This is a genomic window from Mitsuokella sp. AF21-1AC, assembly GCF_003458855.1.
Taxonomy (GTDB): Bacteria; Bacillota; Negativicutes; order Selenomonadales; family Selenomonadaceae; genus Mitsuokella.
In genome coordinates this window covers 1-20,435 of the sequence record NZ_QRVW01000030.1, presented here as the reverse complement: position 1 = coordinate 20,435, position 20,435 = coordinate 1, and the positions used below count along the sequence as shown (strand labels likewise).

Annotated in this window: 20 protein-coding genes and 3 tRNA genes; 4 read left to right on the top strand and 19 right to left on the bottom strand. The window is 58.4% G+C overall.

Annotation, left to right across the window (positions count from 1 at the left end; all coding sequences use genetic code 11):
* The 4 genes from DWX75_RS10180 to DWX75_RS10165 all read left to right on the top strand — a co-directional run bounded on the left by DWX75_RS10180 (position 1) and on the right by DWX75_RS10165 (position 1,075).
* Positions 1-75, top strand: a tRNA-Glu gene (locus DWX75_RS10180).
* Position 76: 1 nt separating this feature from the next.
* Positions 77-151: transfer RNA gene (locus tag DWX75_RS10175), tRNA-Glu, on the top strand.
* Positions 152-153: 2 nt separating this feature from the next.
* Positions 154-228 (top strand) — tRNA-Glu (locus DWX75_RS10170).
* Between the two features lie 88 nt (positions 229-316).
* On the top strand, positions 317-1,075 hold the full coding sequence (locus tag DWX75_RS10165; protein ID WP_118016205.1) for a sulfite exporter TauE/SafE family protein: 759 nt from the start codon (positions 317-319) through the stop codon (positions 1,073-1,075).
* A 114-nt stretch (positions 1,076-1,189) separates the two neighbouring features.
* Here DWX75_RS10165 and DWX75_RS10160 read toward each other — a convergent pair whose 3' ends face one another.
* From DWX75_RS10160 to DWX75_RS10070, 19 genes are all read right to left on the bottom strand, one after another.
* Positions 1,190-2,101 (bottom strand): ROK family protein, encoded by a 912-nt coding sequence (locus DWX75_RS10160; RefSeq protein ID WP_158558789.1) that lies wholly within the window; start codon positions 2,099-2,101, stop codon positions 1,190-1,192.
* Positions 2,102-2,160: 59 nt separating this feature from the next.
* Entirely contained in the window at positions 2,161-3,210 is a 1,050-nt protein-coding gene (gene hydE, locus DWX75_RS10155) for a [FeFe] hydrogenase H-cluster radical SAM maturase HydE (RefSeq protein WP_118016203.1), read from the bottom strand.
* Entirely contained in the window at positions 3,194-3,877 is a 684-nt protein-coding gene (locus DWX75_RS10150; protein ID WP_118016202.1) for a hypothetical protein, read from the bottom strand. Before DWX75_RS10150 ends, hydE begins: the two co-directional genes overlap by 17 nt.
* Positions 3,878-3,959: 82 nt before the next feature.
* Complete coding sequence (gene metA, locus DWX75_RS10145) at positions 3,960-4,895, bottom strand: homoserine O-succinyltransferase (protein WP_118016201.1); 936 nt, start codon at positions 4,893-4,895, stop codon at positions 3,960-3,962.
* 149 nt (positions 4,896-5,044) lie between these two features.
* Positions 5,045-5,950, bottom strand: a complete 906-nt coding sequence (locus DWX75_RS10140; RefSeq protein ID WP_118016200.1) for an LPP20 family lipoprotein — start codon at positions 5,948-5,950, stop codon at positions 5,045-5,047.
* 40 nt (positions 5,951-5,990) lie between these two features.
* Positions 5,991-7,286: a hypothetical protein gene (locus DWX75_RS10135; RefSeq protein WP_147671586.1), complete on the bottom strand. Its 1,296-nt coding sequence runs from the start codon at positions 7,284-7,286 to the stop codon at positions 5,991-5,993.
* Between the two features lie 54 nt (positions 7,287-7,340).
* A complete protein-coding gene (locus tag DWX75_RS10130) occupies positions 7,341-8,015 on the bottom strand; it encodes a hypothetical protein (RefSeq protein ID WP_118016198.1) in 675 nt (224 codons plus the stop codon).
* The gene (locus tag DWX75_RS10125; RefSeq protein WP_147671584.1) at positions 7,966-8,781 is read right to left on the bottom strand and encodes a hypothetical protein; all 816 of its coding nucleotides are present in this window, start codon (positions 8,779-8,781) and stop codon (positions 7,966-7,968) included. Before DWX75_RS10125 ends, DWX75_RS10130 begins: the two co-directional genes overlap by 50 nt.
* Before the next feature lie 8 nt (positions 8,782-8,789).
* Complete coding sequence (locus tag DWX75_RS10120; RefSeq protein ID WP_118016196.1) at positions 8,790-9,455, bottom strand: CsgG/HfaB family protein; 666 nt, start codon at positions 9,453-9,455, stop codon at positions 8,790-8,792.
* 71 nt (positions 9,456-9,526) lie between these two features.
* Positions 9,527-10,627, bottom strand: coding sequence for a hypothetical protein (locus DWX75_RS10115; RefSeq protein ID WP_147671582.1), 1,101 nt, complete (start codon positions 10,625-10,627; stop codon positions 9,527-9,529).
* A gap of 176 nt (positions 10,628-10,803) precedes the next feature.
* Complete coding sequence (locus DWX75_RS10110) at positions 10,804-11,427, bottom strand: AAA family ATPase (protein WP_118016194.1); 624 nt, start codon at positions 11,425-11,427, stop codon at positions 10,804-10,806.
* 27 nt (positions 11,428-11,454) lie between these two features.
* Entirely contained in the window at positions 11,455-12,444 is a 990-nt protein-coding gene (locus tag DWX75_RS10105; protein ID WP_118016213.1) for a tripartite tricarboxylate transporter substrate binding protein, read from the bottom strand.
* A gap of 42 nt (positions 12,445-12,486) precedes the next feature.
* Positions 12,487-14,010: a tripartite tricarboxylate transporter permease gene (locus DWX75_RS10100; protein ID WP_118016193.1), complete on the bottom strand. Its 1,524-nt coding sequence runs from the start codon at positions 14,008-14,010 to the stop codon at positions 12,487-12,489.
* A gap of 19 nt (positions 14,011-14,029) precedes the next feature.
* The gene (locus tag DWX75_RS10095; protein ID WP_158558788.1) at positions 14,030-14,521 is read right to left on the bottom strand and encodes a tripartite tricarboxylate transporter TctB family protein; all 492 of its coding nucleotides are present in this window, start codon (positions 14,519-14,521) and stop codon (positions 14,030-14,032) included.
* A gap of 35 nt (positions 14,522-14,556) precedes the next feature.
* A complete protein-coding gene (locus tag DWX75_RS10090; protein WP_118016191.1) occupies positions 14,557-15,705 on the bottom strand; it encodes an iron-containing alcohol dehydrogenase in 1,149 nt (382 codons plus the stop codon).
* A gap of 242 nt (positions 15,706-15,947) precedes the next feature.
* Positions 15,948-16,934, bottom strand: a complete 987-nt coding sequence (locus DWX75_RS10085; RefSeq protein WP_118016190.1) for a hydroxyacid dehydrogenase — start codon at positions 16,932-16,934, stop codon at positions 15,948-15,950.
* Positions 16,935-16,955: 21 nt separating this feature from the next.
* Positions 16,956-17,828: a 4-hydroxy-tetrahydrodipicolinate synthase gene (dapA, locus tag DWX75_RS10080; RefSeq protein ID WP_118016189.1), complete on the bottom strand. Its 873-nt coding sequence runs from the start codon at positions 17,826-17,828 to the stop codon at positions 16,956-16,958.
* Positions 17,829-17,894: 66 nt separating this feature from the next.
* Positions 17,895-18,908 (bottom strand): 4-hydroxythreonine-4-phosphate dehydrogenase PdxA, encoded by a 1,014-nt coding sequence (pdxA, locus tag DWX75_RS10075; RefSeq protein WP_199497592.1) that lies wholly within the window; start codon positions 18,906-18,908, stop codon positions 17,895-17,897.
* 2 nt (positions 18,909-18,910) lie between these two features.
* A complete protein-coding gene (locus DWX75_RS10070; RefSeq protein ID WP_118016188.1) occupies positions 18,911-20,227 on the bottom strand; it encodes a four-carbon acid sugar kinase family protein in 1,317 nt (438 codons plus the stop codon).
* Positions 20,228-20,435 lie beyond the last annotated feature (208 nt).

Below are 20,435 nucleotides of genomic sequence, written 5' to 3'. Positions count from 1 at the left end.
GGCACCTTCGTCAAGCGGTTAAGACACCGGCCTCTCACGCCGGGTTCATGGGTTCGAATCCCATAGGTGTCACCACGGCGCCTTCGTCAAGCGGTTAAGACACCGGCCTCTCACGCCGGGTTCATGGGTTCGAATCCCATAGGCGTCACCATCGGCACCTTCGTCAAGCGGTTAAGACACCGGCCTCTCACGCCGGGTTCATGGGTTCGAATCCCATAGGTGTCACCATTGCATGATACAGCCAGGATGCGATTTCGCTCCTGGCTTTTTTGTTATTTTCCCCTCACCCCATCTGCCATCGGAAAGGAAGATTATCATGCTCCTCATCTCCATGCTCATCCTGGGCGCCCTCATCGGCTTTGTCGGAGCCGGCGGCGCCGGCGTCACGATTGCCCTCCTGACCGTGGGCTTCCATGTCCCCATCCACACGGCGCTCGCCGTGGCCCTGGCCTCCATGGTCTTCACGATGCTCTCGGGCACCATCAGTCATTTCCGCCAGCACGAGGTCCTCGTGAAGACCGGCGCCATCATGGGGCTCGGTGGCATCACGGGCGCCTACTGCGGCGCGAATTTCTCGAATCTCGTGCCCTCAGGTATCCTGAGCTTCATCACCGGCTTCATGCTCTTCTCAAGCGCTGTGACACTCTACATCAAGATGTACCAGGCCGAATGGCTCGGCCGCCACATCCACATCCGCCAGGAGCCGCTCACGGGGCGCAGGCTCTGGATCTACGGCCTTGCCATCGGCGTCTTCATGGGCTTCCTTTCCGGCGCCTTCGGCATCGGCGCCGCTGCCTACATCCAGCTCGCACTCATGGTCGTCTTCGGCGTGCCTCTGCTGCAGACCATCGGCACCTGCATGATGGTCATCCTGCCGATCTCGGCGGCCGGCGGCCTCAGCTATCTCTTCAACGGACGCCTCGATTTCGCCATCTTCATCCAGACGCTCATCGGCCTCATGGTCGGTGCCTGGTTCGGCGCCAAATGGACGCATCTCGCACCGCTGCGCCTGCTGCGCGTCTTCATCGTCGGTATGCCGGCCATCGGCGGCCTCGTCATGATCTTCTTCCACTGATCCGCCCGGCATATAGCCAGCTCACGCCAAAACAAAAGGGACAATCCCCCTCGCACACGCGATACGCGACGTGCAGAAGGGATTGTCCCTCTTTTTTTCGATGAAACCGATGAATCATTGTGCCTGCTTTGCATCGGCCTGCAGAAAGGCGTAAAGAGCGCCGAGCATGCCGGCATCGTTGCCGAGTCTGGCAAATTCCAGGCGCGTGCCCGCGCGCATGGCCGGCATGACGAGTGTATCGAGCTGCTGTTCGATTATTGGCTGCAGCATCTCGCGCTGAGCCATGACACCGCCGCCGAGCACGATGACCTCGGGGTTCAGCAGACAGCAGACGGCCGACAGTCCCTCGGCGATGGCCGCGCCCATGTCGCGGATGGCAAGCATGGCATCCTCGTCGCCCTGCTGCGCCCAAAGGAAGATCTGCTCTCCCGTAAGCTCTGCCGGGCTCATGTGATGCGTGAAGGATGCCTCGCGGATAAGCGCCCGCGTGGACGCGAGGTCCTCGAGGATGCGCTTCTCGCCATGAAGGCGCAGGAAGCCGAGCTCGCCGGCACTGTGACCGGCGCCATGCCAGACGTTGCCATCGAGCAGGAAGCAGCCGCCGAGTCCCGTGCCGACCGTCGCCATAAAGACGGAAGAAGCGCCTTTGGCCGCTCCCTGCCAGTATTCACCGAGGGCTGCCGCGTTGACATCGTTCTCGAGACAGCAGGGCAGTCCCGTCGCCTCCGTGACGAGTGAGGCGAGTTTCGTGCCGCTGTAGCCCGGAAAGCTCGCCTCGCCGGCAAAGACGATCTCACCCGCAAAGCCCGGTTTTACGATGCCGGCCGTATCGATGGCCACGCCCGCGAGCTCGCCCCTTTGGCCAAGCTCGTGCACAATGGCAATGACCTTGCGCACGATGCCGTCCCGGCCTTCTTCCTGCGCAAGCGTCGGGCGCCCGCCCTTCTCCAGGAAACGCCCGTCTTCCGTTGCACGGCCGTATTTGATGGCCGTGCCACCGATATCCAATACTGCATACTGTTTCATCGCAGCGTCTCCCTTCTGATGATGCACACATGCAGGCTGCATACGCCCCATTCCATCGTCTAAATCTTCGCTTCCCGATGATGGCGAAAGCCCTTGTCACGGGCGACAAAGCGCCCCATGGCCGCAATGCGCCCCTGCATGCACTGGCGGCAGTCTGCCGGCGTATCCGCCACGCAGATCTTGCCGGGATACAGCGCGTACTTGCGGCGATAATCGCCCTCCGTGACATTCGGCATCACCACGTTGGCCCCCGAGGAAAGAATGACCTCGCGGCCGCGCGGCACCATCGTCTCCATGGCCGTCGTGGCCGGGATATTGGCCTCCGGCAGCAGCAGCCGCAGGATGGATACCATGCGGCGCGTCAGGTGGAAGTCCCCGGGCTGAGCCTTGCCGAGCGGCGTATCACCGTTCGGGATCAGCGGGCCAATGCCGATCATATCGGCATCGAGTTCCTGATAAAAGAGCACATCGTCGGCCAGCGACGCGAGGCTCTGCCCCGGCAGCCCGACGAGCGTCCCCGTGCCGACCTCATAGCCGAGCTCGCGCAAATCCCAGAGGCAGCGCAGCCGGTTCTCGTGGCTCATGCCTGGATCATAGCGATGGTAGAGTGCGGCATCCGTCGTCTCGATGCGCAGCAGGTAACGGTCAGCCCCGGCCTCCCGGAATGCCTTGTACTCCTCACGGCTTCGCTCGCCGATGGAGAGCGTGATGGCAAGGTCAAGCTGCCTGATGCGGCGCAGGATGCGGCACATGACGGGCGCAGAGAAATGCATGTCCTCGCCCGACTGCAGGACAACGGTACGATAGCCGTAGCCTTTGGCCTTGCGCGCGAGCTCCACGATCTCATCCTCCGTCAGGCGGTAACGCTCAATCCGCCCGTTTTCGCGGCGCAGGCCGCAGTAGCAGCAGTCCTGCCGGCAGATATTCGAGAACTCGATGAGGCCGCGCAGATGCACACCATCCCCGACGAACTCGTGCCGCACCGCATCGGCAGCCCGTGCGAGCTGTTCTTCCGCAGATGCATCGCCGAGCAGCGTCACGATTTCCTGCCGCGTCAGGCCGTGCGTCTCTTTAGCCTTTATGATCAGCTCCTCACTTTGACCGGCCATTCTGTACTCCTGTCCTGCCGGCCGTCTGGCGCGCACCCGCCTTTTTCTGCACAGAAGGCGCGGACGTGCCCTGCTTGATCAAAAGATTCAGCGGGTCCGTCCCGTTCTTCAGCAGCTTCTGGTCAGCCTTGCTGAGATTCCCCTTCGTGCGCGCGATGAGCTCATCCTGATGCTCCTGTGCGTAAAGCAGGATGGCACGGTAGAACTTCGCATCCACATCCTTGTCGGAACGGCCGCAGACCTTCATCGGCGTGCCGTCGTGCTTCGACGACAGGGCCGTCCAGGTATTGTCGAGATCGTCGTGCTGCGTGACCGTCACGGTCTTATCCGTCAGATTGAAGGACAGATATTCCGCACAGCCGACCAGATTGTCGTAACCATCGGTCGCCATCATCTTCCAGCGTCTCTTGTCGACGACATCCTGCTTCTGCACATCGTCATACGTGCGCAGCGTCGGGACGATCAAGGTATTGAGATCGATGTTGCCGCTGACATCAACGCCGTAGCACATCTGCTCTTTATTGAAATAGTAATTCTGACGTGAGGTAGACTGTACCCAGTGGAAAACCGACTCCGGCACCTGAATGGCTGCTGCCTGGGCCGGATACTGCGGCGCCGCTGCAAACAAAACAGCAGCCGCCAGAAGGCCAATGCCCCATTTCTTCATTTCCATACCCCCTGTTTTCGTTCTGAGCCTTATTATAGAAGCGTTCCATGAAAGTTCAGTGAAGCGGGCAGCGCATGCTTTATCAGTCGTCTTCCTCCTTGTACAGCTCGTCGAGCACGTACGGCGTTTCCTGATAGACGTAGTAGTTGAGCCAGTTGGCAAACAGGAGATGCGCGACGCTGCGCCAGCGCACGACAGGTTTCTGCGTGGGATCATCGTTCGGATAGTAGTTCTGCGGGATTTTCGGATGCATGCCCGCCTTCTCATCGCGGTCGTACTCCTGCTTGAGCGTCATCGGGTCGTACTCCGCATGACCCGTGATGAAGAACTGGCGCTTCTTGAGATTCGCGATGGCGTAGACGCCGGCGTCGCCCTCGGCCTCGGCCAGGATGGTGAGCTCCGGCACCTTGAGGATATCTTCCTTATGTTCCTCTGTATGGCGGGAATGCGGCACGTAGAATTCATCGTCAAACCCGCGGAACAGTTTCTCATGTTCGACGCAGAGATGATGCTTGTAAACGCCGAAGATCTTTTCGGGCACCTGGTACTTCGGCACGCCGTAATGATAGTACAGGCCGGCCTGTGCGCCCCAGCAGATGTGGAACGTCGAGTAGACGTGCGTCTTGCTCCATTCCATGATCTCCGTAAGCTCGTCCCAGTACGCCACCTCTTCAAACGGCATGTTCTCAACCGGCGCACCCGTGATGATCATACCGTCGTACTTCTTGTGGCGCACCTCGGCAAAGGTCCCGTAGAACTCCGTCAGATAGTCCTGCGGCGTGTGGCTCGGCGTGTACGACTCCGTGTAGATGAAATCCACTTCCACCTGCAGGGCCGAGTTGCCGAGCAGGCGCAGGAGCTGCGTTTCCGTGATGTACTTGATGGGCATGAGATTGAGGATGAGGATCTTCAGCGGACGGATATCCTGACTGTAGGCGCGGTCCGCATCCATGACGAAAATATTCTCACTCTCAAGGATATGTGCTGCTGGTAAATTGTTCGGAATCTTAATAGGCATGTCATCACTCCCCTCACATGCCTGCGTCTTTACTTGTATACAATCCTTTTCATTATACCATACGCATGGAAAAAACCGTACAAAAAACGAGGCAGCTGCTTCCTGCCTCGTTTTGTTTTTCATTTCGTCTTTTCCTGGTATCCGTCTGCTCAGCGCAGGAATACAACATTCGTGCGATCGAGGAAACCCGTCGCGCCGTTCTCGATGAGCACGCGGTTTGCATCGGGCACGGATATCACCGGATCGCCGCTGTGGTTCGTCACAGACACGGCTTTGACGACAAGCGGGTTGGAGCCGGCACGCGTCGCGCGGCTGATATCCGATACATAGCTTGCCATGCCGTTGGCAATGACCGTCTGCGAATCGAGATTCTTGTAGCCGTAGATGGGCTGGCCGTTGTCATTGCGGATAACCGGCGACATGACCGGCTTGAGGCCGAGGCCGCGGCAGTCCACGATAAGGCCCGTGAAGCCGCCCACGGCTTTGCCGGCAGGTGCGGCGGCAGCTGAGGAACCCAGCTTGCCTTCCGTCGTGCTCGGCAGCATCGTCGTACCGGAGAGGCCGACCGGCTGGCTCGGCGCAACGGATGCCTGCGGCTCCGGGAAGCTTTCCTTCACCGTCGACGGCGTGAGCACGGCACTGGCCAGCGAATTGGAGGCGCCGTACATCGGGATCTCCATCGTCACCATATAGCCGCCGTCGTCGAGCGCCTTCTCGGAAACGATCTTCGCGCCGCGTATAAGGGCCGATACGTGCGTCTTCGTCACATCGCTCGTCACCATCATATTCTCAACCGTCGTATCGGAATCGACATTGACGCCCTTGATAATCTCTGCCATCTGGCGATAGGCATCGACCACGGCCGCGCGGCGTGCGAGCATGCGGGCCTGGATGCCGCTCATGGCGCTCGTCGGCGCAACGCCCGTGCCTTCCACCGTGATCGTGCCGGAACTCCAGTCCGGGCCCTCCGAAGCAAAGACGCTGGCCGCCGAAGCTGCCACCAGCAATGCTGCCATCATGAGGACGGACAGCATTTTCGTGATACGTACTTTCATAGGATCTCCTCCATTTCCTATCGTTTCTTGCCTTTACTATCTATTCTTCAACACCGCGCGTGTCGATTGCACGATCCACGCGGCGATAGAAGTCCTTGAACATCGCGCGCAGGGCATTGGCATAGCGGTCGGCATCGGCCTCATCGTACGATTTCTCGAGAAGCACCTCCCCGGTCACGCCATCGACGAGCTGCAGATTCGCCCGCACGCGGTACCAGAAGCGGTAATAGCCGAAGCTGTCAGCGATGCTCGTCCGATAGAAGATGCGCTCGCCCTCGTGCTTCCTGCCCTTGTCATCACGCCAAGTAAAATGCTCCGTGCGGTAGCGTTCAAGAGACGTCTCCACCGAGGGCGGCACCCACGTCTCGCCGCGCGCATAGTCCGTCACGGTCCCGCGCACATAGTAGCGGGCCTTCGCTTCCGGCTCATCGACGACACGGACCTTGCGGAGCGTATCGCCGGCCTCATCCTTATACGCATAGTAAATCGTGCGCATCGAGAATTCATCCTGCGCGGCCTCGTCCGGCAGCGTCAGCGGGCCGAACCCCAGCGTCGGGGCATCCTTCTCCACCTTCTGCGGCCGGTCGTCCTTGAGCCGGTTCCAATCGCCCGTGAAGTTCTTGGCCACCTGATCGAACGCATGCTCATGCGTCACCTCATAGCAGCGGTAATAATCCACGAGCGTCATGGCCTTCCTGCCTGTATAGGCATCATAAAGCGTGAAATCCATATCGAGCATCTGCAGATGGCTGTCGTGCGCCGGTATCACATGGTTCTGCCGCCAGCTGCGGTAGCCCGCGCGATGGCGGTCGCCGTACGGCCCGTTGATCTCATCGTAATACCGTTCCATGCGGACCCTAACGGGCGTGGCGGGTGAATGATCGATGCGCACATCGGCCCTGCGGATATGCGGCAGCAGGTAGCCTTCCGCCCCCGTGATATCGTAAACTGCTTTTGCGCGTTCCTGCTCCGTCGCATAATGCTGGAGCAGGCTCTCATAGGCGGGAGTGTCCCGCATGATCTGACGCTTTTCCTGGGACTTGTCCGCCTGCTTCGCATCGCCCGGGTCCTCGAAGCGCAGGAACGTCGTCTTCTTGATGCGCTTCTGGACGCGCTTCGCGAGCATTTCGTTGTCGGCCTGCAGCTCATCCACGCGGCCATCGGGCTCCTCGCCATAACGGATGGGGAAAAGGATGATGCGCTTGAAATCCTTGGCCTGCACCTCGGCATGCTCATCCATCCAGATGTTGCCCGCCGCCAGGACTGGCGCAGGCGCGAGCACGCCCCAGCATACAGCCGCCGCCAGCAGGCCGTACAGGGTCCGTCGAATCTTCATGCACATCTCTCCCTTCCTCGACTGCTCCAACACACATCTCACCTATTCTCAGGATTACATCGCCGCCTTGCACTGCGCGGCCAGATTCGTCGCTGCGTCATCGAGCGCCTGCGCGATGGCCTCCTCCACGCCGCGGTCGTCGCGCCGCCAGATGGCATGATACGAGAGCTCGCTCTTGCGGCGCGAATCCGCCGTCGTGACGAAGACGAGCGCACCCGTGCGGGCATCCACGACACGCAGGCTGACTTCGGCATAAACCGTCTTGTCCCGGCCGGAAAACATCAGCACGCCGCTCTGCGCCTTGACATTGCTCAGCGTCGTCAGATAGCCGTACAAAAGGTAATCAGCCTTGTCAGCAAAATCGGGCACGACCTCCCCGCGGCCGAGCGCGGAGATGACATCCGCCTCATCCAGGCGGGCCCGCCTGACCGCATCTTCATAATCCACGAGCTCAAAACGGTCATCTCCCGCCAGCTCCGCTTCCAGGCGGTCCCGGATGACGGGCAGCATCGCCTCGGGCTGCACGGGGATGTCGCGCATCGCGATATCCGTCTTGGCAATCCGGCTCGAAAAGCCCACGACCGCAAGGCGCGGCAGCGCGGCTTCCGCCGGCAGGGCGCAGGCCAAAAGCAGCACCAGCGTCAGGGCGAAAAGCCGGCAGCCTTGCCAGATGCCGCCATCACCGCAGCGACGGCAGCCCCGAAGCTTCCATATCCTTGACCAGATCATTCGTCTGCGCCTCCATGACTTCACTGAGTAACGTATCGATGTTCATGCCCTTGCCCGTCCTGCCCAGGCCGAAATTCAGGAGCTGCGCCGTCTTCCTGTTCTCGCAGTGTCCCTCGTAGACGCGTCCGTCGGACACGCGCACGAGATAATAATCAAGCGCCGCTGAAACCTTCTTGCCCCGCGTCTCCACATCGGTATGCGTGGCGAACCAGCTGTGCTTCAGATGCACATCGACATCCTTGAGATTGACGAATAACAGGTAATCGGCGCCGTACTTCCGCCCGATCTCCTGCATCGTACTCTGCCGGACGGGCGTCAGGAAATACGGTTTCTTCAGCTGTGAGCGCCAGGATGCGAGCCGCGCCTCATCATGGAAATACGCGCGGCCCATCATCGCATCGGCATAATGCGCGAGCTTCGCACTGGCCTCGCCGCGGTCAAACCGGTGCCCATGGATGATCGCATCCATATGGATGTCGGAAAGCGCCGTATCCTCGGCCGTACTGTCTGCCGCATCATGGCGGCCCGCCTCATTCGTGACATCGGCCCGGCCGACTGCGGCCAGTCCCGCATCATGCAAGGACTGACCGAGTTTATCGGCAAAGGTATCGAAGTACGCGCTCTTGAGTTCATTATCGCTGTAGCACTGGACTTCCCCAATCAGGATGACCGGCCCAGACGCCGCCTGACGAAAGAGTCCTGCCGCCTGTACGCTGCTGGTCCATACGAAGCAGAGCAGGAACATCAGAATCCCACACCATCGCATGACGAGCCTCACTTCCTGCGGCCTGCACGGCCCTCCATGCGCGCGACCAGGCCGCGCGGCCCGTTGACGGCATCATCGACTGCAGACTCCAGGGCTTCGAGCACCTGCTGCTTGTCCACCTCATCGGAACCGATGCGGATGAGGCCGAGCGGCGCCTTCGTCAGCGTATGCTGCTTGCGGGAATGGCCGATGGCCGCCAGGACCACGCGTCCCGTCTCCACATCGACAAGGCGTAGGCTTACCGTCGCCGCCACCTGGCTGCGCTTTGTGCCGGTGCCGAGCACCGTGGCCTGCGACCGGCGGGTCGTCACGCCGTTGATGCTGCCGAGCACGAGATACTCAGCTCCCTCCAGGCGGCCGAGCTCCACGCTCTTCTCAGGGTCGATGAGTCCCGTGCCCGCCAGGTAATACTCATCCGTCAGATCCCGCAGGCGCGCGCGTTCCACCAAGGTAAACTTGTCCGCATCGAGCAGGGACGTGCAGGCAAAATCGTAAACCTGTCCGAGCTCCTCACGGTTCCATTCGCTCGACAGGATGCCCCGGTTCTCAAACGGCAGCACGGCAACGGCCGGGTGTTCCAGGATACTCCTGGAAGCCGCCCAGGCCTGACTGCCAAGGAGCGCGAACAGGCACACCGGCAGCAGCAGCCGCACCATCCACTTGCACATGCGCATCGCAAAACCTTCTTTCTTTTCCCTATCATATATTCACAGCCGGCATCATCACGTTCCTGCCGGGCCGCGGCTTACCGGCGCGAAACGGCCAGCCTGGCCGACGCGGAAGTCACGCTGTCGATGAATATCCCCAGCCTGCTCTTCGCCTTGAGCCTGTCCATGAGCGCTGCAGCCGGCTCAACCGTCTCCACCGATACGATGGACTTGCCCGCTCCGCTCTCACGCAGATACACGGCCTGCACGGTGCCGAGGCTTTTGAGATCCGTCACGAGCTGCCGGACTGCCTCCTGGTCACTCGTAAAGACCTGCAGCTCCACCGTCTGACCAAGCTGTGTGCTCAAATGGCGGAAGCGTCCCTCCATCTTCTGCGCGGCAGCGGCAGCCGCACGCGCAGCAGCCGCCTGCTCCGCCACCTCAAGGCCGTTGCCGGCGCCTCGGCCCGTCGTCTCGAACGTACCGAGGACCTCCCCCGTATCAAAGCGCAGGATTCTGCCCGTCAGGCGGGCATTTCCCGTCTTGAGCAGCGTCGTGCTGTAGCCGCCCTGACCATCCGGCAATGAAATCGTCTGGCCGCTGACCGTCAGTTCACCGAGCACGAGATAATCCGCGCCAAGAGTGCGTCCTGCAGCAGCCAGGGCCGAACCGCCCGCGGCGAGATTGCCGAGGCGTTCCGCCCCCTGCAGGCTGGCCATAAGCGAAGGATCGACGACATGATGAAAGCCGAGTGCCACGAGTTTCTGATTCAGGGCCGCTTCGGCAGAAGCATCGCGCCCGCTGCCGTCCGCCCGGCTCACGATCACCGCAATGCGCGGATCGTTGAGATTCATGACCATGCTGAGATTGGCAAGCAGCGGAGCATCCGCATCCGTGTTGACATCCATGCGTGCCTTGACGCGAACCCCGTCACCATACGGGCGTTCCTCCATCACCTGCACGTCCCGGACAAAGCCCTGCGACCTTGCATAAATCGCGTCGAGCTGTACAGAAGCCCCCTGCACGAGCGTGCGGGCATCCACCAGCGTACCCACGACCTGCTCCACGGCATTGCGCGCCGCGTCGCGCAGCGCACTCTGCCGGTCCGCGCCCTCGCCTTCGGCCACCACGACCTGTGCCGACGCCACCTGGCTCCAGAGCAGCAGCAGTAAAACGGCCAATACCGGATATCGTTTCATGATTCACCTCACCAACTGTCCTTCTCTTGGAACAATTCGTTCTAATCTATCTGAAATTATAGCACCAATGATTGACCAGCTCAATAATGAGACTATTAGAAAAGAGCTGTGCACAAGCCGGTATATTCCGGCTCATGCACAGCTCCAGGTAGGGGTATATTGATTGAAAGGGATGCTTATTTTGCCTGCTCCGCTGCCTGCAGCGACTCCACATAGTGGATGATGAGGTCTGCCGCCGCTTCAAGCGAGAGGTAACTCGTGTTGACGGAAAGGTTGTAATACTTGGGGTCGCCCCATTTGCGCCCCGTGTAATGGCTGTAGTAGCCGCCGCGCTTGAGGTCTTCCTCATTGAGCTCCGTCAGGCTGCGTCCCTCATAGACGTCCTGTCCGCGTTTCGCGCGGAACTCATCATTCGCACAGATGTAGAACGAATACGTATTCTTGCGACGGCGCAGGACGTAATCGGCACAGCGTCCGAGGATGACGCAGGGGCCGTCATCCGCCAGGCGGCGGATGATTTCCGACTCCGAGTCAAACAGCTTGTCATTCAACGTCTGCGGGCCGGCTTTGACACCGAACAGATAGAACGGCATGAACTTTACCGGCAAGGCCGGGACCTCTTCTTCAAACTTCTTCAGCTTGTCGAATTTCATATCTTCGACGCCGACATCCTGTGCTGCCAGGCTGATGATCTGGCGATCGTAAAGCTTGACGCCCAGTTTCTTGGCCAGGATCTGCGAGAGCTCGCGTCCACCTGAGCCGTATTCGCGGCTGATCGTAATGACCGTGCGTTCATTCATGAGAACTGCCTCCCATTGTGTAATCTCTTACTTCAAGTACTGCGAGAATTTCATGAAGTGATCAAGCTGTTTCTGGAGCTCTGCCTTCGTCTCTTCCACGCTCAGGCACCACGGAGCCTGGAAATTCATTTTCTCGACTTCCGACTTGTATTCCGGATTCTCCTTGACTACCTTCGTGATGGCCTTGTTGAGTTTCTCGACGATGGCCGGATCCGTGCCTTTCGGGGCCAGGATGACGTAGTACGTATCAACCGAGAGGTCCGGATACGTCTCGCTCAGGGACGGGATGTTCGGCAGCATCTCAGAACGCGAGGAAAGCAGCGTGCCGAGCGACTTGAGCTGTCCGCTCTCGATGTATTCCTTCGCACCGCTGTACGGGATGGACGTGGCATCAACATGGCCGCCCAAGAGGGAGGTCAGACGGTTGGATGCATCGCCCGTATCGACAACATTGAATTTCGCACCGATTTCCTTATCCATGATGACCGAGGCGATGTAAACGCCGCCGCCCATCGAGACGCCGTATTTAATGGTATCCGGATTGGCCTTCGAAGCATTTACGAGATCTTCAATCGTGTTGTACGGGGAATCCGCGCGGACGACGACGTTCTCACCAGCCTGCTTGCCGTAGATGGCAACCGGCTCAAATGCCTCATAGCTGAAATCGGAAAGGCCCGTGGCCTTATTGCCGATCAAAGCTGCCGAGTTCGTGGCAATCAGCGTATAGCCATCTTTATCGCCGTCTTTATACTGCTCGAGTGCAATCGATCCATTGGCACCCGTGACGTTGTTCGCGACAACCGACTGACCGAGATCCTTCTCGAGGAAACGCGCGAGCAGACGTGCATTGTAGTCCGTGTCGCCGCCGGCGGCGTGCGTTACCACGAGGTTGATTGGCTTATCCGGATACTTGCTGACATCGCCGCTCGATGCCCCCTCTTCACTGCCGCCGCAGCCCGCTGCGGTAATCAGGCAAGCTCCTAATGCGATGGTGGAAAGAATACGTTTCAAGTTCATGTTCATTCGCCTCTCTCTAATTTTTATACGCTTCTTCAAATCTTACGCTTTGTTCTGTGCTTCCTGAGCCGCCAGCTTCTTCGCTTCGCGGCGGTTCATGATGAAGGAGAAGATAAGTGCTGCGACAGCCACGGCCGTCAGGACAGCAGCGATGGGGTGACTCAAAAGCGTCTCACCAGAGCCCTGCAGCTGAGCCACACGGCGGAAGTTCATCTCAAAGATTGGTCCCAGGATGATACCCATGATGACCGGCACCGTCGGGATCTTTGCCTTGATCATGCCGTAGCCGACAAGACCAAAACCCATGATGCTGTAGACATCGAAAATACGGTTGCTGTTGCCGAAAGCGCCGATGGCACAGAGTACCATGATGATCGGCAGCAGGAAGTATTTCGGTACGGTCAGCACGCGGATGAACACGCGGATGCCGAAGAGCTCGATGAACAGCATGGCAATGGCGGAAAGGAACAGGGCAACGAACAGGCCGTAGATGACGACGCCGCTCTTCTCAAAGATCAATGGGCCAGGGGCGATGTTGTGCACCATCAGGCCGCCGAGCAGGATAGCCGTGACGGCATCGCCCGGGATACCGAGCGTCAGGAGCGGGATCAATGCGCCGCCGATGCCGGCGTTGTTGGCCGTCTCAGATGCCACGATGCCATCCATGATGCCCGTGCCGAACTTCTCGGGGTATTTCGACTGATTCTTGGCTGCCGTGTACGAGAGCATGCCGGAGATAGCACCGCCGATGCCCGGCAGGATGCCGATGATGCAGCCAATGATGGACGAACGCAGTGCATTGAATTTCTGTCCGAAGAATTCCTTGAGCGTAAAGCCGAAGCCCTTGATATGCACGTTCGTTTCCACGCGCATATCCTGTTTCTGACGAACTTCTTCCGCAGCCTTCGCTACTTCCGTGATGGCGAACAGACCGATGAGGATGGTCAGCAGGGCAAAACCGCTCGTGAGTTCGCTCAAGCCAAAGGTGAAACGCTTCATGGAATCGACAGGGGAAAGACCTACCGTGGCAATCATGAGGCCAAAGAAGGCGCCCATCAGGCCTTTGACGAGATCGCGTCCCGCGAGGCTGATGACGAGAGCCAGCGCACAGACGGCAACCGCACAGTACTCAAAGGCGCCGAACTTGATGGCAACACTGGCGAGCAGCGGCGAAATCGTCACGAGCATGATCAAACCGAAGATCGTGCCGACGAAGGAGAACACAACGCCGACGCCGAGGGCCTTGCCGGCCTCGCCTTTCGCTGCCATCGGCGCACCGTCAAAGGTCGTCGCGATGGAAGATGGTGTGCCTGGTATATTCAGCAGGATGGCTGCAACCAGGCCGCCCGAGATGCCGCCGACGTACAAGGCAACCAATGTGGACAAGCCCTGTACCGGCGTCATCGTGTACGTGACGGGCAGGAACATGATGAGTGCCAGCGTCGCCGTCAGGCCCGGGACAGCACCAAAGATGATGCCCACGAAGACACCCAGAACGATGAACCCCAGTGTCAGCGGATCGGAAAATACCGACATGGCACCTTGAACCAGAATAGATGGATCCATAATTTCACCTCATCTCCTATCATCTCAAGATCCCTGCCGGCAGCATGACCATCAGGTATCTCGTGAAGAGGAAATACAGACTGATGGAAAAGAACACTGCCAGGCCGGCGGCAATCTTCCGGACTTTGCCATTGCGCTGATCAATTGGCGTCAGGACCCAGATCTGCAGGTACACGTAAACAATACTCGTGATGATGAAGCCCACAGGTTTCATCAGAGCCGCATACAAAATCAGCAAGATGAACGTATAGGCAACCTCTCTGCGATTCCTTATGGCTTGCACCATGTCGCGCAGCGAAGTCTTGCCTGTCTCTTTCCTCATCTTGAGCAGGCCGCGCACAATCAGGATAATGCTGAGGGCCAGCAGACAGCCGCCCCAAAGTTTCGGCACCGTCTGCGCATTGACCCCGGCCGTGGCGGAGCCGCCAAACACCTTGACGGTAGTGGTTTCATAGAGGTAAAATCCGGAGAACAGTGCCCCTATCAAACCTGTTATCAAATCACTTCTCATAGTCATCCGCTCCATTCCCTGTCATTTCATTTCGTTCACATGACTTTCTTGTAGATGTAACGAATATCGTCGAGCGACAGCTCCTTGCAGTTGTTGACAAGCAACCTCGTCTGCTGGCTGCCCGCCTCTACGAGGAAATCCAGGTCCTCCGGCTTTACACCGAATTCCTTGAGACTCGTCGGGATATTCGTTTCACTGACAATCGAGGCAATCTCGGCAATGATGCAATCGGCTTTCTCCGCCACCGTCTTGCCGGAAAGCTCCGGGTAAACCGCATCGCAAAGCTCTGCCAGACGGTCCTCGCAGGCATCCTTGTTGAACTCCATGACATGAGCAAACAGGATGGCATTCGATACACCGTGTGCGATGTGATATTTGCCGCCCAGCGGATACGAAAGAGCATGTACGGCCGTCGTGCCGGACCCCGTAATCGCTACACCGCCGTAGAAGGCACCGATCATCATCTCAGCCTTGGCCTCAAGGTTATCTGCCTCTGCATAGGCTTTCCGGATGTTGTGGAAAATCTTGCATGCACCTTCTTTGGCGTACGTATCGCTGAGCTTCGTCGCCTTCTTGGACGTGAAACATTCCACGACGTGAGCCAGTGCATCGACGCCCGTTGCTGCGATGATTTTCGGCGGCAGCTTGGCAATCATGTTCACGTCGAGGATGACGTAATCCGGAATCATGCAATCGTTGACGATGCCCTGCTTGGACTCCTGCTCCGGAATGGCCACGATGGCGTTGCAGGTAGCTTCCGAGCCCGTGCCGCAGGTCGTCGGCATCATGACGGTTTTCGTCTGCTTGTGAGCAATGCTGCTGTCCTTCAGCAAATCGCGCAGCGTGTAATCTGCACCGACAATGATGCTGGCCAGTTTGGCCGCATCCATGACGCTGCCGCCGCCGATGCCGACGATGAGATCCGGCTGGCTCTTCACTTCTGCCAGGACACGCTCAATATCTGACACAGCCGGTTCCGCCGTCAAATCTTCGATAACCGTCACATCGGCATACTTGCCGCAGATTTCCTCCGCCGGTTTGCTGAGTCCCAGTCCGCGAATTCCTTTATCCGTAAAAATCAGGACATGTTTAGCTGATTCCCGCTCAATAATTGTGCTGAGTTTCTCAACACTTCCCTGTCCCGCGAATACGACCGAAGGAATTGTAAGCTGACAGTTCTTCATAGTAAAGCCTCCATTTATATATGATGAATGATTCGTTATGACTTCTGCCCTATAATAATGCAAGCCGCGTGCCAACTTTTCTATCCTTAAGATTCTTACAATTCTTACGCTTTTTGCCGTATTTTGTTGCACTGTGCAATATTTATTGTATTATTTTGCAACAATGCTCATGAACAAGTGGCACAAAAAACGGGAAAGCACACCTTTAAGCAAGTGTACCTTCCCATTTTTCTTACTCCATATTACTTCTGCCAGCGTCCGTGATTATACGCATCCGGGTTGCAGACCTTATCCCATTTCTCACCGCGAATGACAGCCAGCACGCCTTCGGCGGCGAGCGTTGCCACGCCGGAGGCAGCCTCCTTGGTCTGTCCGGCCATATGCGGCGTCACGATGATATTGTCGAGCTGGAACAATGGATCATCGACGCGAATCGGCTCATGCACGACGACGTCCGTGGCGGCAGCCTGGATCCAGTTCTCCTTGAGTGCCTTGCAGAGCGCGGCTTCGTTGATGATGCCGCCGCGGGCGCAGTTGACGAGGATGCCCGTCGGCTTCATGAGCTTGAGCTCCGGCTCGTCGATCATGTTCTTCGTGGCCGGCGTCAGCGGCGTATGCACGGAAATGGCATCAGCTTCCTTCAAGATATCCTTCATGTCCGCACGATAGCCATAGCCCCATTCTTCCACCGTTTCCTGCTTGAGGAACGGATCGTAGACGAGGACCTTCATGCCAATCCCCGTCGCCAATTCTGCCAGGATTTTGCCGATATGGCCGCAGCCGATGAGGCCCAGCGTCTTGCCATAGAGCTCATACGCCTTGTACTCGCTGCGGATGCCGAAATTGCCCTTGCGCATCTCATGGTCACAGACCAGCATATTCTTTGCGCAGGCAAAGATCATCGCCATCGCATGCTCAGCCACGGAGCGCGTATTGGCGCCCGGTGCGATCACGACGGGGATGCCGAGCTCCGTCGCGCCCTTGACGTCCACGCTGTCCACGCCGACGCCCGGGCGTCCGATGGCCTTGAGGTTCGGGCACTGCTCCATCGTAGCCTTGTCGATGGAACCGATGCGGATGATGACGCCGTCCGCATCCTTCAGATACGGCAGCATATCGGCGGGCTCGCCGGAACCGACGATCACGACCTCTGCGCCGGCATCCTCCAGGACTTTCATGCCATCTTCATGGAGTCTGTGCGAAATTACGATCTTAGGTGCTTTTGCCATGCCACGTCTCCTGCCTTTCTATCAATACTGCTTGAATACTTCTTTGAGTGCATTCACGATCGTCGGGTTCGTGCAGTTCGACGGGCGTCTTGCCGGACCAACGTTCCAGCCGCGCAGATTGACCGCGAGCTTGACGACGGAGTTCGGATTGCCCATCTGCATGACGTTGCGGAACGGACGGATCTTCTTCTGGGCCTCGTTGGCCTTCTCGATGTCGCCGGCAGCCCAGTATTTATAGATGCTGACCATGAGCTCCGGGAACACGTTCGAGCAGCCGGAAATCGCGCCCGTGCCGCCGGCCATGAGCGTCCAGAGAATCAGGGAATCGCTGCCCGCGAGGACCTGGATGCGCGGATCCGTGTTCTCGATGTATTTGAGCGTGTTGTCGAAGTTGCCGCTGCTGTCCTTGATGCCGATGATGTTCTCGAACTCCATGAGTTTCTTGACCGTGCTGAACGCGATGTTGTTGCCCGTGCGTGCCGGGATGTTGTAGAGCAGCATCGGCATGTCAACGGCCTTGGCAACGGCACTGTAATGCTCATAAAGGTCGTCCTGGCTGACGGCGACGAAGTACGGCGAGATCACGGACAGACAGTCGACGCCGAGAGCCTGGACCTTTTTGGAGAACTCAATCGTCTCCTTCGTCGTGACGCAGCCCGTGCCGGCATAAACAGGAACGCGGCCGTTTACCGCCTCGACGGCCGTCTTGATGATCTCGAGCTTCTCTTCCTGGCTGAAGGCATAGAACTCGCCGTTCGTGCCCAGCGGGAAGATACCGCTGACACCGGCATCAATCAGATGGTTGATGAATTCCTTGTACATTTCCGGGTTGAATTCTTCCTTCTCATTCAGGGCAGTGACAACCGGCGTAATCAGACCTTTTGCTTCAAACATCTTTCTCGCTCCTATCCTTTAATTGTACAAAATCATGAATATATATGTATTTAAAGTTTCATTCCGTCAATCCTTCAGGAGGTCGGCAAATTTTACCTTGGCCATTTGGGCACCCAGGCGCAGGGCCTCCATCATGCTGTCCGGCTTTGCCTTGCCCGTACCGGCCACGGGGAATGCCGTGCCATGATCGACCGATGTGCGAATGCAGGGCAGGCCGACCGTCACATTCACACCGCTGTCAAAGCCCAGCACCTTGATGGGGATATGGCCCTGATCATGGTACATGACGACGACGATATCGAATTCGTCGAGGTTCGCAGCCCGGTGGAACACCGTATCCGGCGGCTCCGGTCCCGATACATCCCAGCCCTTTGCCTGCGCTTCCTGAATGGCCGGCAGGATCTTCGTTTCTTCCTCATCGCCGAACAGCCCGTGCTCGCCCGAATGCGGATTCAGGCCGGCCACGGCGATGCGCGGCTTCTCGATGCCCATGAGCTGCAGCGTCTCCTGCGCCAGCTTGATAACCTTGAAGATGCGCTCCTTGGTGAGAGCCTGCGGGACATCACGGTACGCGATATGCGTCGTAGCATGGATGACGCGCAGCTTCGGGCTCGTCAGCATCATCGAGAAATCCTTCTGGCCCGTCAGATGGCCCAGGATTTCCGTATGCCCCGGGAAATGGACGCCGCCGAGATTCAAGGCCTCCTTGTTCAGCGGGGCCGTCACGATGGCGTGCACCTCCTGCTTCATGGCAAAATGGCAGGCCCGTTCGATGTACTCGTATGCGGCCTTGCCGGCCCTGCCGTCCACCTTGGCAAACGGCAGATCAGCCGGCAGGTTGTCGAGGTCAACGACATCGATGGTCCCCCGCTCGTAAATGCCGTCAGCCGGGTCCTGGATCGCATGGCAGCGCAGGTCGGCGCCGACAATCTTCACGGCCCGTTCCATGATCTTCAAATCGCCGAATACCACAGGACGTGAAATATCGTATATCTCAGGAGTGGACAGTGCCTTGACGATGATTTCAGGGCCGACGCCTGCTGCATCGCCCATCGTGATTCCCAATATCGGTTTCTTCATATTTATGCCTCCTGTAAATTAGACTGCTGATTCTCCGGCATCGCCTTGATCATGGTCAGCGACTTGGCGAACGTGTCGGGACGCCCGAACGCACCGGCCTTCGTGACCACAAAGACGGGCTCCACATTCGTGCCGCAAAGATACCCTAAAGGGACGCCCGGATCGACTTCCTGCAGGATCTCGATGCGATCCACCCCGAGAGCCCGGCAGATGTGCACCGCTGTATCGCCGCCCGTGAGCACCATGCCGGCCATCCCCGAGAAATCGAGGCGGCTGACGATGGATGCCATGATGTTGGCGATCTTCTCGCTGACTTCCTTGCCGCTCAGCTGATACCGGCGGCCGGCGTGCACAGCCCTGCGCACATCGGCATCATCCTCGGCCGCCGTCAGCAGGACATCGTGCCCTGCTGCCATCGCGGCCTGTATCTGCTCACCATATGCATTGATGCGGTCTGCATCAGAAAGGACCGCTTCGACATCCAGCTTCAGGCGCGTGATGTCCATCTGCTGGCAAAGCGTGCGGATCTGCGTCTGCGTCACATGGCTCACGCTGCCGGCACAGACGAGCACCGAACCGTGGCGCGAGGACCACGAGGGATATGACTCACCCTGCCAGCCGTAAAAATACGCCATGTAATCGGCAAGACCCGCCGAGCCAACCCAGAGGATTTTCTCCTTGTCGTACTCGCGCAGGGCATCCATGAGCGTCAAGAAGTTCTGCTCCTCGACAATGTCACAGATGACCCAGCGCCTGCCTGCGAGCTGGAACTCCTCAATGGCATCGTGCACGGCCTCCACGCCCTGGCGCATGACCGTGAAATCCAGGATGGCGCATGAGACCCCCGGCACCTGTTCCCGCAGGATATCAGGAATATACGATTCCTTGACGGGCGTCTTCGGCGCATGGCCGATCTCCGTCAGTTCCAACAGCGTGCCATTCAGCAAATGGTAGCCGCCCACCGTGATTCTCTTATTGACCGGATAAGCCGGTGCTATGATCACAAGATCCGGATTGAACGTATCGGCAACGGCCTGGACCTCTGCCCCCCAGTTGCCGCGCAGGGTCGAATCAATTTTCTTATAAATGCATTCCGCACCATATTTCTTGACCGCTTCACTGATGCGGCGCACCTTCTGGTACGCTTCGCGGACATCGAGATCCCGGCTGTCCGAGTCAATCACGATGACTTCGCTGCCGCCGGGAGGGTCCTTCGCAAGATCCAGCTGCACGCTGGCCCGCATCTGTCGCTTGGCAAATTGGAGAGCGGTATCATTCGCACCGGTAAGATCATCTGCAATCGCCGCTAATTTTACCATTCCATCACCTTATTTCTCACATAACATGCCTCACTCATACTATATGCAAGAATGGTGCCAAGCTGGAGCCCATGATTTTTCACGATACGGCATATGTGCAAAAACGGTATTGTTGCAAAATGATACATGAGTTATCTTTTTGCAACAATACCGTTTGCAAGCCGCGATTCAATTAAAATGCGGCCAGGAATCTTCTCACTTCAGTCAG

Bases quoted from the DNA above. Each gene is read 5' to 3' on its own strand.
- DWX75_RS10125 (WP_147671584.1), bottom strand. From the start codon at position 8,781: ATGCGATGGTGTGGGATTCTGATGTTCCTGCTCTGCTTCGTATGGACC.
- DWX75_RS10140 (WP_118016200.1), bottom strand. From the start codon at position 5,950: ATGAAAGTACGTATCACGAAAATGCTGTCCGTCCTCATGATGGCAGCA.
- DWX75_RS10130 (WP_118016198.1), bottom strand. From the start codon at position 8,015: ATGATCTGGTCAAGGATATGGAAGCTTCGGGGCTGCCGTCGCTGCGGT.
- pdxA (WP_199497592.1), bottom strand. From the start codon at position 18,908: ATGAAGAAACCGATATTGGGAATCACGATGGGCGATGCAGCAGGCGTC.
- hydE (WP_118016203.1), bottom strand. From the start codon at position 3,210: ATGGCCGGTCAAAGTGAGGAGCTGATCATAAAGGCTAAAGAGACGCAC.
- DWX75_RS10120 (WP_118016196.1), bottom strand. From the start codon at position 9,455: ATGCGCATGTGCAAGTGGATGGTGCGGCTGCTGCTGCCGGTGTGCCTG.
- DWX75_RS10070 (WP_118016188.1), bottom strand. From the start codon at position 20,227: ATGGTAAAATTAGCGGCGATTGCAGATGATCTTACCGGTGCGAATGAT.
- DWX75_RS10090 (WP_118016191.1), bottom strand. From the start codon at position 15,705: ATGAAGAACTGTCAGCTTACAATTCCTTCGGTCGTATTCGCGGGACAG.
- metA (WP_118016201.1), bottom strand. From the start codon at position 4,895: ATGCCTATTAAGATTCCGAACAATTTACCAGCAGCACATATCCTTGAG.
- DWX75_RS10160 (WP_158558789.1), bottom strand. From the start codon at position 2,101: ATGAAACAGTATGCAGTATTGGATATCGGTGGCACGGCCATCAAATAC.
- DWX75_RS10095 (WP_158558788.1), bottom strand. From the start codon at position 14,521: ATGAGAAGTGATTTGATAACAGGTTTGATAGGGGCACTGTTCTCCGGA.
- DWX75_RS10110 (WP_118016194.1), bottom strand. From the start codon at position 11,427: ATGAATGAACGCACGGTCATTACGATCAGCCGCGAATACGGCTCAGGT.
- DWX75_RS10105 (WP_118016213.1), bottom strand. From the start codon at position 12,444: ATGAACTTGAAACGTATTCTTTCCACCATCGCATTAGGAGCTTGCCTG.
- dapA (WP_118016189.1), bottom strand. From the start codon at position 17,828: ATGTTTGAAGCAAAAGGTCTGATTACGCCGGTTGTCACTGCCCTGAAT.
- DWX75_RS10135 (WP_147671586.1), bottom strand. From the start codon at position 7,286: ATGAAGATTCGACGGACCCTGTACGGCCTGCTGGCGGCGGCTGTATGC.
- DWX75_RS10100 (WP_118016193.1), bottom strand. From the start codon at position 14,010: ATGGATCCATCTATTCTGGTTCAAGGTGCCATGTCGGTATTTTCCGAT.
- DWX75_RS10165 (WP_118016205.1), top strand. From the start codon at position 317: ATGCTCCTCATCTCCATGCTCATCCTGGGCGCCCTCATCGGCTTTGTC.
- DWX75_RS10115 (WP_147671582.1), bottom strand. From the start codon at position 10,627: ATGAAACGATATCCGGTATTGGCCGTTTTACTGCTGCTGCTCTGGAGC.
- DWX75_RS10085 (WP_118016190.1), bottom strand. From the start codon at position 16,934: ATGGCAAAAGCACCTAAGATCGTAATTTCGCACAGACTCCATGAAGAT.
- DWX75_RS10150 (WP_118016202.1), bottom strand. From the start codon at position 3,877: ATGAAGAAATGGGGCATTGGCCTTCTGGCGGCTGCTGTTTTGTTTGCA.